Here is a 16,025-nt window from a genome sequence, read left to right as displayed (position 1 = left end):
GGGCCCCTCACCCGCTCCCGGATTAGACCTCGCCGGCGCGGACGCGGGCCAGCCAGCCCGCCGCCTCGGCGAACTCCGCGTCGGCGGTGCCCCGCTTGATCTGCGGCGCCACCCCGTCCGCGCGCGGATAACTGCCCAGGAAGCGCACCTCGCCGCAGATGCGGTGCAGCCCGGAGATCGCCTCCCCCACCCGCGCGTCGGCCACGTGACCCTCGAAGTCGAAGTGGAAGAAGTAGCGGCCGATGCCGTTGCCGGTGGGCCGCGACTCGATCCGGCTCAGGTTGACGCCGCGCACCGAGAACTCGGTCAGCATCTCCAGCAGCGCGCCCGGATGGTCGTCGGCCAGGAAAGCCACCAGCGTCGTGCGGTCGGAGCCGGTCGGCTCGGGCAGCGGGCCCGGCCTGCTCACCCTGACGAACCTGGTCACGGTGTCGGACCGGTCGCCGATGTCGCCCACCAGCTCGACCAGGCCGTAGTGCTCGCCCGCGATGCGCGCCGCGATGGCCGCGTCGTACGGCGAGCCCGGCAGCGACACCTCCTGGGCCGCCGCGGCGGTCGACGGCGCGGACACCACGACCGCGTCGGGCAGCTCGCGCGACACGAACGCCCGGCACTGCGTGATCGCCGCCGGATGCGTGTAGACGCGCTTGATGTGCACCAGCTCGGTGTCGGGCCTGGCCAGCAGCGAGAACCGCACCGGCAGCAGCAGCTCGGCGGTGATCAGCAACGGCTCGCCCCAGGCGAACTCGTCGAGCGTCGTCGTGATGCCGCCCTCAAGGGAGTTCTCCAGCGGCACCACGGCCCCGTCCGCCTCGCCGCTCCGCACCGCGTTGAGCGCGGCAGGCACGGTGGCGCACGGCAGGCGCTCGGCCCCTGGCTCCAGCAGCCGCAGGGCCTCCTCGGTGAAGGTCCCCTCCGGTCCGAGATACGCGAGTCTGGGCATACTCACAGGGTATCCGCAGGTTGACGAGCCGCGTCGGGTATTTCGGAACGCCGTTTCGGCAGCCACCAGCCCAGCAGCCACACCAGGGCCAGCGCCCCCAGCCCGAAACCGTTCTGCACGATCTTGCCGAGCACCGGGCTGACCACCGGTATCTCCGCCGCCTTCAGCGACACCCCCCACCACGGGACCGGCACCACGTAGTACAGCCACACCCCCGCGGCCACCCGCAGGCGCACCGGATCGCGCCCGTCGCCCACGATCGCCCCCAGCACCACGACCACCCAGGCCAGATGGTGGATCCAGGCGACCGGCGACAGCAGCACCGCCATCAGCCCCACGAGCGCCACCGCGCGCACCCCGTCACCCGCCCGGTACGCCTCACGCGCGGCGCGGAACCCGTACCACCCGACCACCGCCACCAACGCCAGCCAGATCACCGTCGTCAGCGCGTCCGGCATGTACAGGCGGATCAGCATGCCGCGCATCGACTGGTTCGTCGTGGCGGCGTTCGCGCCCAGCCGCTCGGAGTCGAGCAGCGCCCCGAACCAGAAGTCCACCGCGTCCTGCGGCACCACCGCGAACGGCAGCAACGTCAGCAACGCCGTCACGAACGACGCCATGAACAGCGTCCGCCACTGCCGCGTCACCAGCAGATAGATCAGGAAGACGCCCGGCGTCAGCTTGACCGCCGTCGCCACCCCGATCAGGAACCCGCGCGGCCACCACGGCCGCCGCGCCACGCAGTCGGCCAGGCACAGCGCCACCAGCAGGATGTCCACCTGCCCGAACCGCACCTGGTCGCGGATCGGCATCAGGTACGTGCACGCCACCATCAGGAACGCGAACACCCACGGCGCATACCTGCCGCCCAGCACCCGCCGGAACGCGAACCCCACCGCCACGGCCAGCGTGACGAAGATCCCCGCCGTCCACGCCCACTGCGCCGTCTCCCACGACATCGCCGCGAGGCCCGCCGCCATCATCGCCGCCACCGGCGGGTACGTGAACGGCAGCAACTGCGGCGCCGGGGTGAAATAGTCGTAGACCGGACGCCCGTCGAGCAGCATCCGCCCGCCGGTACGGTAGACGTCGAGGTCCACCAGGCGCTGGTCGTCCGGGTTCGTCAGCCAGTGCTGCACCAGCGGCGTCACAGCCGCCGCGACGACCAGCACCGCCACGGCCCACGCCCACCACTGCCGCCGCCACGGCGCCTCGACACTCGTCACGGTGTGGCACGTTACCGTGGCTGTTGTTCACCGAGCGCGCCAACACCGGGGGTTCCGCACATGCCGCAAGCCACCTTCCGCGCGCCCTCCCCCCTCTCCAAGCACGGGCGCGACCTCCCGGAAGGCCAGCACAACCTCCCCGGGCGCCTGCGCGGTCTCCCCGCACGCCAGCACGACCTTCCAGGGCACCGGCACGCCCTCCCCGTGCGCCTGAGCGACCTCCCTGGGCGCCTGCCCGGTCTCCCCGAGCCCGGGAGCGACCTCTCCGGGCGCTGGCACGACCTCCCCGGGCATGGGCGCGGTCTCCCCGAGTACCGGGGCGACCTCCCCGGGCACGGGCGCGACCTCCCCGAGTACCGGCGCGACCTCCCCGGGCACGAGAGCGACCTCTCCGGGCGCTGGCACGACCTCCCCGGGCACGGGCGCGACCTCCCCCTGCGCCGGTGCGGCGAGTACGCGGTACGGCGGAGGTCGGCGCAACGGGTACGGCGAAGCGGCGCACAAGGCGCACGGCGACCGGCCCTCGGCACACTGGCCGCCCTGCTGCTCACCCTCATGCTCACCACCGTCCTGGCAGCACCCGCCTCGGCCACCACCGCACCGGCCACCGCCGCACCCGGCCGGGTGGCGCTCATCGGCGTCCCCGGCCTGGAGTGGAGCGACCTCGACGAGTCCCGCACCCCCAACCTGTGGAAACTCGTCACCCAGGGCGCCTCCGCCTCCATGTCCACCCGCGCCGTCCCGCCCCCGGACCGCGGCATCACCTGCCCGGTCGCCGGCTGGCTCACCGTCTCGGCGGGCCAGCGCGCGGGCACCCCCGGCAAGGGCTGCCCGCCCACCCCCGCCCCCCGGCCCACCGCGGACGGCGGCGCGGCGGTCCCCGGCTGGGCCGAGCTGTCCGCCCACCAGGCCGACACCGGGTACGCCGCCCAACTCGGCACCCTCGGCCAGTCCGTGGCCGACGCCGGGGGCAGGACGGCCGCGATCGGGCCGGGAGCCGCGCTCGCCGCCGCCGACAAGGCGGGAAATATCACCCGATACGCCGACACCCCCGAGGCCCTCCCGGACCCGTCCGCCTACACCCTGATCGTCCTCGACGCCCCCGAACTCGCCGACGCCTGGTCCCACCGTCCCCTCGACCAGTACGGCGTCCCCACCGCCATGCCCGCCGCCACCCGCCACGCCGCCGTGGCCAAGGCCGACGCCCGGATCGGCGCGTTCCTCGCCACCCTCCCGCCCGGCTTCACCACCCTCGTCGCGGGCATCTCGGACGTCACCCCCAGCGCCCACCTGCACGTCGCCATCGCCGCCGGCCCCTCGCCCACCGGCCAGCCGTACGGGCCCGGCCACCTCACCGCCACCTCCACCCGCCAGGACGCCCTCGTCACCATCTCCGACCTGACGGCCACGGCCATCCAGCTCACCGGCGCCGAACACCCGCGCCATGTCGTCGGCCGCCCCTGGCAACCGAACGGCGCCGCGGCCACCCCGGCCGAAACGGTCACCGGCCTGGCGGACGCCGACCTGGCCAGCCAGGTCCTCCGCGAGGTCCGCGGCCCCTTCTTCGCCGTCTTCGTCGCCGTGCAGCTCCTCTTCTACGCCTTCGCCGCCCTGGCCCTACGCCGCCGCCGCACCCCCACCCCCGAGGGCCACCCCACACAAGCCGGACACCCCACCCGACAAACCGACCAGGCCCGGACCGAAGAACTCGGCACCGCAGACCACCGAGCCCACGTCAGAGAGACCGGGATGGCAGGCCCCCTGGCCCAGGGCGACGAGGCCGGGACCGCAGACCACCCGGCCCAGGCCGGAGAGACCGCGGCCGCAGACCACCCGGCCCAGGCCGGAGAGGCCGCGGCCGCAGACCAGCCGGCCCAGGGCGGAGAGGCCGGGGGCGCAGGCCGCCCGGCGTCTCCGGGAGCGGCCCAGGGCGGGCGGTCGGCCCACGCCACCGGCAGTGGGCTCCGGGCGGCCGGGGGGATCGATGTGGCCAGTGCCTCACGGTTGCTGGTGGCCGTGCAGGTGGTGTCCGTCGTGAGTGGCGCCATCGCCGTGTCGACGTTCCTGGCCCAGCTGGTCCCGTGGTGGAGCCTGGGGGCGCCGATGACGGCGCTGATCGGCACCATCCTGGCCACCGCCGCCCTGATCACCGGCCTGGCGTTCGCGGGCCCGTGGCGGGCGCACGTGCTGGGCCCGCTGACCGTGGTGGCGGCCGTGACGTCGGTGGCGATGCTGGTGGACGTGATGACCGGCTCCACCCTCCAGGTGAACGCGGTGTCCGGCTACGAGCCCGTCACCGGCGGCCGCTTCTACGGCTTCAGCAACATCGCGTTCGCCATCTACGCGACGGGCACGATCCTGGCCCTGGCCGGAGTGGCGCAGTGGCTGAACGGCCGGGGGACGCCGCGGGTCGTGGTGATGGCGGTGTGCGCGGCGTACGGCGGGCTGGCGGTGTTCGCCGACGGGTGGCCGTCGTGGGGTGCCGACTTCGGCGGGGTGCCGGCGTTCGTGGTGGGGCTGGCGGTGTTTCTCATCCTCCTGTCGGGACGCCGGGTGTCGGTCGTGAAGCTGCTGCTGGTGGGCCTGGCCGGGGCGGTGCTGATCGGCGCGATCGCGGTGTTCGACTGGCTGCGCCCGGACAGCCAGCGAACGCATCTGGGCACGTTCGTCCAGCAGATCATCGACGGTCAGGCGTTGACCGTGGTGGCCCGCAAGTTCGGGGCGATGGTGGGCGTCACGGTGGGGAACTGGTCGCTGACCCTCCTGTCGCTGGTCGCGCTGGCCTTCCTCTTCCTGGTGCTGAACCGGCCGTCGCGGTGGGGCGCCTCGGCGCTCGGCCAGGCGTACGCGCTGGCGCCCACGCTGCGTGCGGGGCTGTTCGGCGCGCTGACGTGCGCGCTCATCGGTTTCCTCATGAACGACTCGGGCATCGCCATCCCGGCCATGGCGCTGACCGTGGCGGTGCCGCTCACGCTCGCGGCGTGTGTAAGGGCCTTGCAGCTCGCCGCGCCCACCACAGCAGGGCCGCCGTCAGGGCCAGCAGCGCCCACGGCGTCACCTGGCCGCGCACGACGCTCCTGAGCCATTCGAGGTCGTCGGGCAGCACGTAGACCCGGGCCGGCAGGTAGGCCAGCGACAGCACGAGCAGGTGGGCGACGAGGAACCGGTCGAGCGTGGACGCGGCGACCAGTGCCAGCACCCCGAACGCCAGCCCGTCGTACCAGGGCAGCACGTAGGGCGAGGCGAAGAGGTAGGCGACGACCAGCACCAGCGCCACCACCGCCGCGCTCTCGCCGGCGGGCCCGCGCGCCGCCCGGGTCGCCCGGAACAGCGACCAGGCGATGAGCGCGAGCAGCAGCAGCGAGCCGATCTGGATCTCGCTCCGGTAGGCGCTGCCGGTGCCGACGATCTCCTGCAGCCAGCCCTGGACGAGCTTCCACGGCGAGGCGTGGGAGATCGACTTGCTGGTGCGGGTCACGGGCCCGACGGCCTCGGCCCCGACGAGGACGTAACCGGCGATCACCACCGCGAGCGCGATCCCGGCCACGAGGGCCAGCCGGCCGGGCCGCCGCCGCATCTCCCACGCGGGCCCGAGCGCCACGAGGCCGACGTTGACCTTGGCGGCGACCCCCAGCCCCAGCAGCGCGCCGGTGGCCAGGGCGCCGCCCTTGGACGGCAGGCCGCTCGCCAGCAGGGCGGCCACCACGCAGGCGATGGCCAGCGTGTCGACGTGCATGCCCGCGACGAGCTGGTAGAGCAGCAGCGGGTTGGCCGTCCACAGCAGCGCGGCGCGCACGCGCCTGGCCGGGTCGTGCCGGGTGAAGCGGTCGATCAGGAGCCCGGTCGCGACGAAGGCGGCGGCGTTGACCAGCGCGAGAACGAAGATCGTGAGGCGCAGGGAGTCGCCGCCCACCCAGCTCGCCAGGGCCTGCACGAACGTGGCGACGGGCCCGTAGACGCTGGGCTCCTCCCGCCACGGCTCCTCGACCGCGTCGGCGATCGGGTCGCCGGGCAGGTCGGTCGCGCCGTGGGAGTAGGGGCTCAGGCCGAGTGTGAGCATGCGCCCGTAGGCGGCGTAGTTGAGATGGTCACCGGAGCCGGACGGCGGCAGGAACGCCAGCACCCCGGCGGCCACGCAGCCGAGCGCCACCAGACGGCGGGCGACGAGAGGACGGGCGACGCCCGCGCGCGAGGGCAGGACGCTCAGCCCGGCGAGCAGCCCGGCGGCGCCCAGGACGAGCGCGGCGGCGGCCATCGCGACGACCAGGTGCGGATCGGGCGCGGCGGACAGCGAGAACGGCGGATGCCAGGCCGCGCCGGTCAGCGCGGGCACCAGAGCGGACGGGCCGAGAAGACCGATGGTGATCGTCAGCAGGATCGACGCGACGATCGCCGCCGTGGCCAGGACGGCCACCGGCGTGGCGGCCGGCGCGGCGGCGGCCCCGGCACTCCGGGTCTCGGAAGTCACCCGCAAATTCCAGCACACTCGCCACGCCCGCCCGGACGCCGATCTCCAGCCTGTGGAAAACGTGACGGGGACGATCAGCGCCGCAGCTTGGCGAGGTTGTCGGCGACCACCGGCTCGCGGCTGGCCAGGGCCAGCGCCACGTCACGCAGTTGCCGGGCCCGGTGGAGCTGCGCCCGCCAGTCGGAACCGGTCGCCCGGTGGGCCATCTCCACCTCCACCTCGCGGACGCGGAAGCCCTTGCGCAGCAGGTCGATGGTCAGCGCGGTCTCCACGCCGAAGCCGTGCGCCAGCGGCCGGGCCGCCTCGAAGGCGTCGCGGGTGAGGCAGCGCTGCCCGTTGAGCGGCTGGGTGGCCTCGAAGCCGGTCGCGCGGCGGATGCCGTCGCGGGAGACGCGGACGACGATGCCGTGGCCGGCGAGCTTGACCCTGGTGGCGAAGACCGCGATGGTCATGTCGGCCTCGCCGGTGCGCACGGGCTCGATTAACGGGGCCGCGGCCTGCGCGGTGCCGGCCAGGTCGGCGTCGAGGAACAGCAGGTGGCGCGGGATCTCGCCGTCGAGAAGCCGGACGGCTTCGGCGCCCGTCTCCATCGCGGCGGCCTTGCCGCGGTTGCGGCTGTGGCGGACTACCCTGGCCCCCGCCGCGCGCGCCACCCGGCCCGTCGGGTCGGTCGAGCCGTCGTCGACGACCACGACGAGGTCGACGCCGGGCAGGCCGAGCGCCGCCTCGACGGTGAGACCGATGCGGTCGGCCTCGTTCTTGGCCGGGACGACCACCGCCGTGTCGGCCGTCATGAGCCCTCGGCGATGAGGAACTCCTGCGGCACCTCGTCATGCACGGTGAACACCGAGTCGAGCCCGGTGACCTGCAGGATCTTGCGCACGGCGGGGCGCGGGGCGGCGACGTCGAGCGCGCCTCCCTGCTCCTTCATCCGTTTGAGCGCCGAAAGCAGCACGTTCATCCCCGTGGAGTCGCAGAAATCCACGGCGGACATGTCGATGACCACGCGGCTGGGCCCCTCCTGCAGCAGTCGCGTGAACTCCGACTGCAGGTGGGGTGCCGTATAGAGGTCGATTTCACCGGCGATCACGACGAGTGCGTGGCCGGCATGTGATCGAGTCGAGACCTTGAGCTCCACATGGGCAGGCTAGCGGCGCGAGCGCCCCGGGTCACGTTGTCACGCCGATAGGGCGACGACCGGTATGGAGCGACGCCGGGAAACGACGGGTTCTTGGCCGAGGCTCGCGAGAGACTTTGACCGCCGGCCGCGAGGTCGTACGAGAGTCGCCGTTTGGGCTCCACGGCGACGGAGAGTACGCGAAACTTGACGGTGCGAAACCTTGGGGTCCGGCGACGGCCCCACTTCACACAGGAGGAGGGGCTGGGCTGGAACCCGCGGGCCCGATCGTCCATGAACACAGACCGACTCGAAGATCCGCAGCGTCAGAGGCTCCGCGAACACCTGGAGGCCATCCTCATCCGCTCCGAGAAGGCCACCTCGTGGCACGACGAGGCCGCTCGCCTGCGCGGCCTGGTCAACCATGAGGGGTACGTGCCGGTCCGCACCCGGTTGGCGGGCGTGGACCTCGACTTCCTGGCGGGCGCCCGGGAGGACCTGCTGAGGTTCTCGGAGCTGGGGCTCCGGCTGCTCGACCTGCACCAGCCGCGCGACGCCGGGGGCATCACCAGCGACGCCGCGCATCCGATCCTGCGGTGCCGGAGCTGCATGTGGCGCTGGCCCTGCCCGACATTCCGCGCTATTTCCGACTCGTTCAACGCGCCTCCGGAGTCCGCCCTCCCGGAGTCAGCCTGACGGCGCCCACCCCGGCCCCTCACGGAGCCCGCCTGACGGCGCCCTGAGCGGGCCCTCCCCCCTCCACCGAAGCCGCAGCCGCAGCCGTAGCCGAACCCGTAGCCGAACCCGCTGGGAGCCGGATCTCGAACCGGCACCCGGGCCCCTCGTTGACCACGCCGATCGTCCCGTCGTGCGCTTCGACGAGGCCCCGGGCGATCGCCAGCCCGAGCCCGGCCCCGCCGTCGGCGGTCGGCGTCCGCGCCGCCTCGCCCCTGAACGCCACGTCGAACACCCGCGGCAGGTCCTCTGCGGGGATCCCGCCACAGCAGTCGGAGACCGACAGGCAGGCCAGCCCGTCGTCGAGCCCGGCGCGCAGCACGACGTCGCGCCCCGGCGGCGTGTGCCTGATCGCGTTCGCCACCAGGTTGAGCAGCGCCCGGCCGAGGGCTCCGGCGTCGGCCGTGACCGGCGGCGCCGCGCCCGCCTCGGCCGTCAGCCGCACGCCCTTGGCGCGGGCCAGCGGCTCGGCCCCGGCGAGCGTGTCGGCGACCAGGTCCGCCAGCCCGATCCCGCTGCGCGACAGCCGCAGCGCCCCGGCGTGGATCCTGGACAGCTCGAACAGGTCGTCGACCATGGCCGACAGCCGGTCCACCTCCAGCCGGATCTGGGCGTGATAGCGGCCGACGGTCGCGGGATCGGACACCACGCCGTCCTCCAGCGCCTCGGCCATGGCGCGCATCCCGGCCAGCGGGGTGCGCAGGTCGTGGCTGACCCAGGCGACGAGCTCGCGCCTGGCTCCCTCCAGGGCGCGTTCGCGCGCGTACGCCTCCTCCAGGGTGGTGGCGATCGTCTGGAGCTCGGCGGGCAGCCCGCGCGGCGCGCTGAACGGGACCTCGCGGACGGCGGCGACAAGCCGCCTGCTCTCCCCCACCACCCGCCTGGCCAGCACGAACGCCACTCCGAGCCCCACCAGGCCGCCCACCGCGACGACGCTGAGCACGATGTCGCGCGCCGGGCCTTCGAGGATCATGCGCATGGTGATCGCCACCACGCCGGCCAGGGTCGCCACGACCGCGACCACCACGACGACGGCCAGCATCACGCCGATCGAGCGGGTGCGCAGGCGGCCCATCACGGCCAGGCCGAGCCCGGCCACCAGGAGCCCGAGCCCGGCGGTGACGGCGACGATCATGCCGAGGTCGCCGGTCATGCCAGCGGCTCGTAGCGGTAGCCGACCCCCCAGACCGTGACGATCCTTCGCGGTTCGGTCGGATCCGGCTCGATCTTCTCGCGCAGCCGCCTGACGTGCACGGTCACGGTGGAGGAGTCGCCGAACGACCAGCCCCACACCTGGTCGAGCAGCGCCGAGCGGCTGAACGCCTGGCGGGGGTTGCGCATCAGGTAGGCGAGCAGGTCGAACTCGCGGGCGGTCAGCATCACCGACTCGCCGCCGAGCCGGACCTCGTGCGCGCCCACGTCCACGACCAGGTCGCCGTCGCGGAGCACGCCGGTGCCGGCGGTGACGGCGGCGCCGCGGGCGCGGCGCAGCACCGACTGCACGCGCAGCGCCAGCTCGCGGGGGCTGAACGGCTTGGTCACGTAGTCGTCGGCGCCGGTCTCCAGCCCGGCCACGCGGTCGATCTCCTCGCCGAGCGCGGTCAGCATGATCACGGGCACGGGCCAGCGCTCCCTGAGCTTCCTGCACACCTGGAGGCCGTCGAGCTTGGGCAGCATCAGGTCGAGCACCATCAGGTCGGGCGGGCTGGCCAGCGCGCGGCGCAGTGCCTCGGCGCCGTCGCCGACGCACTCGACCTCGTGCCCGTCGCGCTCCAGGTAGCGGGCGACCACCTCGGACACGGTCGGATCATCCTCGACCACCAGGATTCGGGTGCTCACCCCTGCACGGTACGGCGCGGACCTGATCGGGCGGCACCCGCGTCATCGGTTCGTAAGGGTCGCAGATCGTCCCGGCAGGACGTACGGTGGCCTCATGGGTCGAGTAATCATGCTCGTGCTGGGCGCACTGCTTGCGCTCTTCGTGTTGTTCAACTTCATCGTCCCGATGGTTCTGGGGCTTCTGAAGGTCGCTCTCATCATCGGCGTCGTGGCCGTGCTGGTGTTCATCGTGGTCACGATGGTCGGTAAGTCCTCGTCGGCACGGTGACGCTCTTCCTGTTCGATCCGTGGCTCATCGCCGTGACCATGGTCGCGGTCCTGTTGCTGGCCTCCTGGGCCGCCAGGCTGCTGCCTGTCCTCGGCGGTGAGCCGTCCGGGTTTCCGCTGGTCTACGCGCGGCGCACGGCTTTCCAGCGCCAGCGCGATCCCGACGCGGCCGGGCGGCCTCGGCCGCGAGCGCCATCGGCGCGCCCCGCTTTCCGGTAAGCGGGGCTCATCCGAGCCCTGAGGTTCTCTCCCATGAGAAGGGCTCATGATCGACTCACTTGTCACGTTCGTCATCGGCATGTCCGGGGGCCACGCCGCGCTCGGGATCGTGCTGTTCACGCTGGCGGTGCGGCTGCTGTTGCTGCCTCTGGCCGTCAAGCAGGCGCGTAGCGCCCGGGTCAGGGAACGGCTCGCGCCCAGGCTGCGGGCGCTCCAGAAGCGCTATGGGCGCGATCCGGCGAAGCTGGCCGGCGAGACGCGCGCGCTCTACGCCAAGGAGGGCACGTCGCCGTTCGCCGGGATCCTGCCGGGGCTGGCGCAGTTGCCGTTCATGTGGCTGATGTACCGGGTGGCGACGCATCCGACCGCGCTGGCGGGGCACGACCTGTTCGGCGCGCCGCTCGGGCAGCACGTTGCCGCGATAACGGTGAATTACGGTCTGTTCAGCGTGCCGGTTTTGGTCTTTACACTCGTCATCACTCTGATGGCGCTGGTGGCGTGGTGGATGTCACACAAGACCAAGGCCATGATGACCGAGGAGCAGCCGGAGCTCATGCGCCGGATCATGCCGCTGCTGCCGTTCGGCTCGCTGCTGGCCGCGGCGGTGCTTCCCCTGGCCGCCGGGCTCTACCTGCTCGTGTCGACGGCCTGGACGGCCGGAGAGCGCGCGGTGCTGGCTACCCGGCCTCTCTGAGCGCGTGCACCTGCCCGTTGTTCACGGTCCCCGTGGGCGCGGGCAGGATCGCCCACACCGTGGTCGTGTCGCCGTCGTGGCGAACCCCCCAGCTCTCCGCGACGTACTCGACGATGCCCAGCCCACGGCCGCCCAGCGACGACAGCGCCGGCCGGCCCGCCCGCGGCTCGGTCGCCGCTCCCCCGTCGCTCACGGCGACCTCGATGTGATCGTCGCTGCGCAGCCAGGTCACTTTCACCATGCCCGACGGCAGCGGATGCGCATGCCTCAACGCGTTGCTCAGCAGCTCGCTCACCACGAGGACGGCGTCGTCGATCGCGGCGGTGAACACCCCGCAATCCTGCAGGTCGGTGCTCAGACGCTGGCGGGCAACGGCGACGCTGGACGGCGCGTACGGCAGCAGCACCACGCTTGACACACCCACCTCCCCGCTCCCAGTGCCCCCCGCGGGAACACTCCCCGGTACGACCGAAATGCCCCGTTACTCAATCCCAGAAACCGCATCTCGATCACAGCTTGTACACATCGGACGATAGATCAGCTCAACCGTGACCACCTCGTTACCGCATCGGTGTGTCGGATCCGATAGGGGATGCACGCTTGAGCACGAGTCTCATACGGGTGCCGCCGCCGGGCCCCGAATGGGCGCTCACCTCGCCGCCCTGGGCCCTGGCCAGGCTCCGCACGATGTAGAGGCCTAAGCCGACCCCGCCGAACCGTCTTCGGTCACCGCTGTCGACCTGCACGAACCGTTCGAAGATCCGCTCCCGGTCGGCCGGCGCGATGCCCACGCCCTCGTCGTCGACGACCACGACCAGCGCGCCGTTCTCGGGCCGGGCGGAGACGCTGATCAGGCCGCCCTTCGGCGAGTACTTGAACGCGTTCTCCAGCAGTTGCGCGAGCACGATGTCGGTGGCCAGCGCGTCGCCCATCGCGAGCGGCAGCCCGTCGGCGACGCTCACCTCGACCCGGTGGCTGTCGGACAGCACGGGTAAGCCCAGCGTGGCCGCGCGCACCCGCTCGGCCAGGTCGAACGGCTCGTCCCTGACCACCTGCTCCTCCGCGCCGGCCCGCGCGCCCAGCAGCAGGTGGTCCATGAGCTGCCCGAGCGACCTGGACCGCTCGGCGATCGTGTGCACGGCGGAGCGGCGCTCGGCGTCGCTCAGCTTGTCCCAGCGGGAGTCGAGCGTGCTGGCGAAGCCGCGCACGATCGTGATCGGGGTGCGCAGCTCGTGGCTGGTCGTGGCCAGGAACAGGTCCTTGGCCTCTTCCAGCTCCTTGGCCGCGGTCACGTCGCGGAAGTCGACGACCAGCTCGCCGGTCTCCTGGATGCGCGCGCCCACCACGTCCAGCCAGCGCCCGTCGGCGAGCTGGACCGTCAGCTTCTCGCCCGGGGCGGGCTGCGGGAACGGCGGCGGCTGCCCCACGGCCTCCTCGGCCGGGACGGCGGTCAGCCGGGCGGCGGCCGGGTTCCAGCGCAGCACCCGCCCCTCGCGGTCGAGCACGGCGATGCCGTCGGCGCTGGCGTCGAACACTGCCCGCTCGTGGGCCCGCTGCCGCACCGCCTCCTGGTAGGCGACCGCGTTGCCGACGGCGATGCCGGCGTGCCCGGCCAGCAGCTCCAGCAGCTCCAGCTCCAGGTGGCCGGGCTTGCGCCGGGCGAACAGCGCGTAGAGCGCCCCGTACGGCCGCCCGCCGACGGCCGCCAGGCCGAGCGCGACCGTGTGCAGGCCCTTGAGGCTGGACCAGACCAGGCTGTCGAGCCCCTCCGACTCCAGCAGCACGGTCTTGCCGGTGCGCAGCAGCTTGCCGACGAGGCTGTTGTGCAGGTCGGTGGTGGTGCCCTTGGGCACGTCGGGAAGCTGGTAGGTGCTGACCAGCCGCAGCCGGTCGCCCTCGATGAGCACGAACCCGCCCGCGTCGGCCCCGGTGAGCTCGGTCAGGCTGGCCGAGATCCGGTCGAGCACGGCGGGCAGCTCCAGCTCGGCGTTGATGTCGCCGACCACGTCGGTCAGCCGCCGCACCAGCCGGGCGCGGCGGGCCATCCGGTTCTTGGCCGCGTCGTCGGCCTGCACCAGGTGGTGGACGCACACGTAACCGGCGACGGCGCTGCCGATGCGCAGCGCGCTGATGTCGACCCGGACGTCCAGCACCTCGCCGTCGCCGCGCACGCGCTTGGTGCGCAGCGAGACCTGCCCGCCGGTGCGCACCCGCTCCAGCACCGCATGGTGCTCGGCGGTCAGCTCGTCCGGCACGATCGGCGCCCGGCGGCCCAGCATCGTGGCCGCCGTCAGGCCGAAGAGCCGCTCGGCCGCGGCGTTCCAGACCAGGACGGTCTGGTCCCGGTCGAGGACCACGACGGCGTTGGGCGAGCTGTCGAGCACGGCACGGGCTATGTCATCGTCACTCCCAGCCCATTCGTCCCCCACGACTCCATAGTGCCCCCGGCGTGGCGGCCTTGTCGGGCGATCCGTCCGATACGCTGCGGTCACGGCGTTTCCAACAGGGGGTGAAGGCATGTCGGACGACATCGACGCCCTGTTGCGGGTGACCTCCGCCACCTATCGAGGCGACGGGCCGCCCGATGTCGCGTTCGGCACGTACGACGGCGCGGTCGGGCGGATGATCATCGCGGTGACGGGCCGCGGCATCATCTCGTGCAGCTTCGAAGACGAGCAGGACGTGTACGAGCGCGTCACCAACCACGTGGGCCGGCACATCGCCCCCAATCCGAGACGGCTCGACCCGGTGCGCCGCGAGCTCGACGCCTACTTCTCGGGGCGGCTGCGGGCCTTCGCCACGCCGGTCGACCTGGCCCTCGCCACCCCCTTCGCGCGCACGGTGCTGCAGAAGACGATGGCGGTGCCGTACGGGACGACCACGACGCTGGAGAGCATCGGCGAGCTGATCGGCAGGCCGCGCGCCCTGCGCGCGGTCGGCAACGCGCTCAGCGCCAACCCGGTGTGCGTGGTGGTGCCGTGCCACCGGGTGGTGCGTGACGACGGCGGGCTCGGCGACTACGCCGGGGGCGAAGCCGCCAAGCGCCACCTGCTCAACGTCGAGCGCCGCGCCGCCTGATCGCGCCGAGCGCCAGCGTCACCAGGGCCGCCACGAGGGCGGCGCCGAGCGCGCCGTTCATCCACGGCTGCCGCTCGAAGCCGATCGCCTCGCGCGCGGCGGCCCAGATGCCGTCCCACTGCTCCACCGTGGGCGTGGAGGTCGTCAGCCAGTAGGCGGCGAAGCCGAGCGCCCACGGCGCCAGCATGGACCAGCGGGCCGGGGCGTCCTCGGCGGTGTTCCACCGGGTGGCGCCGCCGAGCAGGAAGTAGTCCACGGCCAGCACCGCGAACATCGGCACGAACACCGCGCCGATCACGCCCAGGAACGCGCCGTAGGAGGTCACGTCGACCACCAGCGCGATCGCGACGGTCAGCACGCCGATGGCGACGCTGAGGATCCGCCGGTCCACCCGGGGCATGAGGTTCTGCAGCGAGACGGTGGTCGAGTAGACGTTCGCGAACGACTGGTCGGCCTCGCGCAGCACCAGGATGCCGAAGAACACCGCGCCCAGCGGCACGGCCACGAACGGCCCGAACACGGCGGTGCTGTCGTTCTGCACGGCGGCGGCCCCGGCGATCGCCACCGCGTAGACGCCCAGCCCCAGGCAGGCGACCTGGGCGAGCGTGTAGCCGCCGACGACGCCGGTGAAGGCGGCCCGGCTGGAGCGCGAGTGCCTGGCGAAGTCGGCCGCCAGCGGCACCCACGACACCGACAGCGCGATCACGTAGTCGACGGCCGGCGCGAACGCGGTCCAGGACCCGCCGCTCTGCGGGGGCGCGTCGCCCAGGAACTGGAACGTGAACCAGATCAGCGCCACGATCACCAGGGCCGTGATGTAGCGCCGCAGCAGCCTGATGGCGCCGAGCGGCCAGATCGTCAGGGCCGTGGTCAGCACCCCGGCGACGATCACCCACACCGCGTACGGGACGGTGTCGCCGAAGACGGCCATCGCGCCCTGAGCGATGACCCAGAGCTCGAACGCCCCCCAGCCGATCATCTGGATGATGTTGAGCACGGTCGGCACGTACGAGAGCCGGGCCCCGAACAGCCCGCGCAGCAGCACCATCGCGGGCTGGCCGGTCTGGGTCCCGGGGATGGCCGACAGGCCGACCATCGCGGTGCCGATCAGGCTGCCGACGACGGCGGCGGCCAGCGCGGCGGTCAGGCTGAGCGGTGCGTTGCCCAGCGGGTCGAGCAGGAACAGGGCGCCCGAGAACCCCAGGAGGCTGACGGCCAGGTTGGCCCAGAGGGCTCCCTGGTCGAGGACTCCGAGGGTTTTGGGGGCGGCCCCTTCAAGAGTGAGAGGGACTTCGTCGTCGCGGACGTCATGCGCCATCGCACTGCTCCCTACGCCGGCATTACCCGGACAGGTTCATGCGGTCGGCGACGGCCTCGGTCGCCCTCTCAGCCCGGTGCGCCCCGAGCTCCCGCGTTGTGTAATTTTCCGCCGCGCATTA

16 protein-coding genes and 1 riboswitch are annotated in these 16,025 nt (G+C 72.8%); of the genes, 6 read left to right on the top strand and 10 right to left on the bottom strand.

Annotated features, from left to right (window positions below; all coding sequences use genetic code 11):
• Nucleotides 1-22: 22 nt before the first annotated feature.
• Both pheA and AB0G11_RS36055 read right to left on the bottom strand, forming a co-directional pair.
• The gene (pheA, locus tag AB0G11_RS36060) at nt 23-943 is read right to left on the bottom strand and encodes a prephenate dehydratase (RefSeq protein ID WP_219498644.1); all 921 of its coding nucleotides are present in this window, start codon (nt 941-943) and stop codon (nt 23-25) included.
• A 2-nt stretch (nt 944-945) separates the two neighbouring features.
• Nucleotides 946-2,169: a glycosyltransferase 87 family protein gene (locus AB0G11_RS36055; RefSeq protein ID WP_219498641.1), complete on the bottom strand. Its 1,224-nt coding sequence runs from the start codon at nt 2,167-2,169 to the stop codon at nt 946-948.
• 60 nt (nt 2,170-2,229) lie between these two features.
• Between AB0G11_RS36055 and AB0G11_RS36050 the strand changes: the two genes are divergently transcribed.
• Entirely contained in the window at nt 2,230-5,250 is a 3,021-nt protein-coding gene (locus tag AB0G11_RS36050) for a hypothetical protein (protein WP_357591211.1), read from the top strand.
• Here AB0G11_RS36050 and mptB read toward each other — a convergent pair.
• The 3 genes from mptB to AB0G11_RS36035 all read right to left on the bottom strand — a co-directional run bounded on the left by mptB (nt 5,138) and on the right by AB0G11_RS36035 (nt 7,775).
• Nucleotides 5,138-6,637: a polyprenol phosphomannose-dependent alpha 1,6 mannosyltransferase MptB gene (mptB, locus tag AB0G11_RS36045; protein ID WP_357591209.1), complete on the bottom strand. Its 1,500-nt coding sequence runs from the start codon at nt 6,635-6,637 to the stop codon at nt 5,138-5,140. The genes AB0G11_RS36050 and mptB overlap by 113 nt on opposite strands.
• 74 nt (nt 6,638-6,711) lie before the next feature.
• The gene (locus AB0G11_RS36040; RefSeq protein ID WP_219498622.1) at nt 6,712-7,431 is read right to left on the bottom strand and encodes a glycosyltransferase family 2 protein; all 720 of its coding nucleotides are present in this window, start codon (nt 7,429-7,431) and stop codon (nt 6,712-6,714) included.
• Complete coding sequence (locus tag AB0G11_RS36035; protein WP_082309855.1) at nt 7,428-7,775, bottom strand: STAS domain-containing protein; 348 nt, start codon at nt 7,773-7,775, stop codon at nt 7,428-7,430. The genes AB0G11_RS36040 and AB0G11_RS36035 overlap by 4 nt, the downstream gene beginning before the upstream one ends.
• Before the next feature lie 273 nt (nt 7,776-8,048).
• Here AB0G11_RS36035 and AB0G11_RS36030 point away from each other — a divergent pair, with 273 nt between their 5' ends.
• Nucleotides 8,049-8,450, top strand: a complete 402-nt coding sequence (locus tag AB0G11_RS36030; RefSeq protein WP_219498620.1) for a hypothetical protein — start codon at nt 8,049-8,051, stop codon at nt 8,448-8,450.
• A gap of 19 nt (nt 8,451-8,469) precedes the next feature.
• Here AB0G11_RS36030 and AB0G11_RS36025 read toward each other — a convergent pair whose 3' ends face one another.
• Nucleotides 8,470-9,642 carry a HAMP domain-containing sensor histidine kinase gene (locus tag AB0G11_RS36025; protein WP_219498617.1) on the bottom strand — a complete coding sequence of 391 codons (1,173 nt, stop codon included), beginning with the start codon at nt 9,640-9,642 and terminating at the stop codon, nt 8,470-8,472.
• A complete protein-coding gene (locus AB0G11_RS36020; protein ID WP_357591207.1) occupies nt 9,639-10,328 on the bottom strand; it encodes a response regulator transcription factor in 690 nt (229 codons plus the stop codon). The genes AB0G11_RS36025 and AB0G11_RS36020 overlap by 4 nt, the downstream gene beginning before the upstream one ends.
• 109 nt (nt 10,329-10,437) lie before the next feature.
• On the opposite strand from AB0G11_RS36020, the gene AB0G11_RS36015 reads away from it, so the two are divergent.
• Genes AB0G11_RS36015 through yidC form a run of 3 tightly spaced genes read left to right on the top strand, consistent with a single transcriptional unit; the run spans nt 10,438 to nt 11,508 of the window.
• Complete coding sequence (locus AB0G11_RS36015) at nt 10,438-10,596, top strand: hypothetical protein (RefSeq protein WP_219498614.1); 159 nt, start codon at nt 10,438-10,440, stop codon at nt 10,594-10,596.
• Nucleotides 10,593-10,814, top strand: a complete 222-nt coding sequence (locus AB0G11_RS36010; protein ID WP_219498612.1) for a DUF6412 domain-containing protein — start codon at nt 10,593-10,595, stop codon at nt 10,812-10,814. The genes AB0G11_RS36015 and AB0G11_RS36010 overlap by 4 nt, the downstream gene beginning before the upstream one ends.
• 46 nt (nt 10,815-10,860) lie before the next feature.
• A complete protein-coding gene (gene yidC, locus AB0G11_RS36005; RefSeq protein ID WP_357591205.1) occupies nt 10,861-11,508 on the top strand; it encodes a membrane protein insertase YidC in 648 nt (215 codons plus the stop codon).
• On the opposite strand, the gene AB0G11_RS36000 is transcribed toward yidC, so the two are convergent.
• Nucleotides 11,492-11,926: an ATP-binding protein gene (locus AB0G11_RS36000; protein WP_308125557.1), complete on the bottom strand. Its 435-nt coding sequence runs from the start codon at nt 11,924-11,926 to the stop codon at nt 11,492-11,494. The genes yidC and AB0G11_RS36000 overlap by 17 nt on opposite strands.
• A gap of 142 nt (nt 11,927-12,068) precedes the next feature.
• Nucleotides 12,069-13,892 (bottom strand): ATP-binding protein, encoded by a 1,824-nt coding sequence (locus tag AB0G11_RS35995; RefSeq protein ID WP_357591203.1) that lies wholly within the window; start codon nt 13,890-13,892, stop codon nt 12,069-12,071.
• Nucleotides 13,893-14,025: 133 nt separating this feature from the next.
• Here AB0G11_RS35995 and AB0G11_RS35990 point away from each other — a divergent pair, with 133 nt between their 5' ends.
• Nucleotides 14,026-14,586, top strand: a complete 561-nt coding sequence (locus AB0G11_RS35990) for a methylated-DNA--[protein]-cysteine S-methyltransferase (protein ID WP_219498599.1) — start codon at nt 14,026-14,028, stop codon at nt 14,584-14,586.
• Here the strand turns inward: AB0G11_RS35990 and AB0G11_RS35985 are convergent.
• Nucleotides 14,561-15,904, bottom strand: a complete 1,344-nt coding sequence (locus AB0G11_RS35985) for a cytosine permease (protein WP_357591202.1) — start codon at nt 15,902-15,904, stop codon at nt 14,561-14,563. The two genes, AB0G11_RS35990 and AB0G11_RS35985, sit on opposite strands and share 26 nt — an antisense overlap.
• A riboswitch (TPP riboswitch) is annotated at nt 15,896-16,009 on the bottom strand. Its footprint overlaps the gene before it by 9 nt.
• Nucleotides 16,010-16,025: the final 16 nt, after the last annotated feature.

It is taken from the genome of Nonomuraea sp. NPDC023979, from assembly GCF_040639085.1.
Taxonomy (GTDB): domain Bacteria; phylum Actinomycetota; class Actinomycetes; order Streptosporangiales; family Streptosporangiaceae; genus Nonomuraea; species Nonomuraea ceibae.
This window is presented reverse-complemented; position numbering and strand designations above follow the sequence as displayed.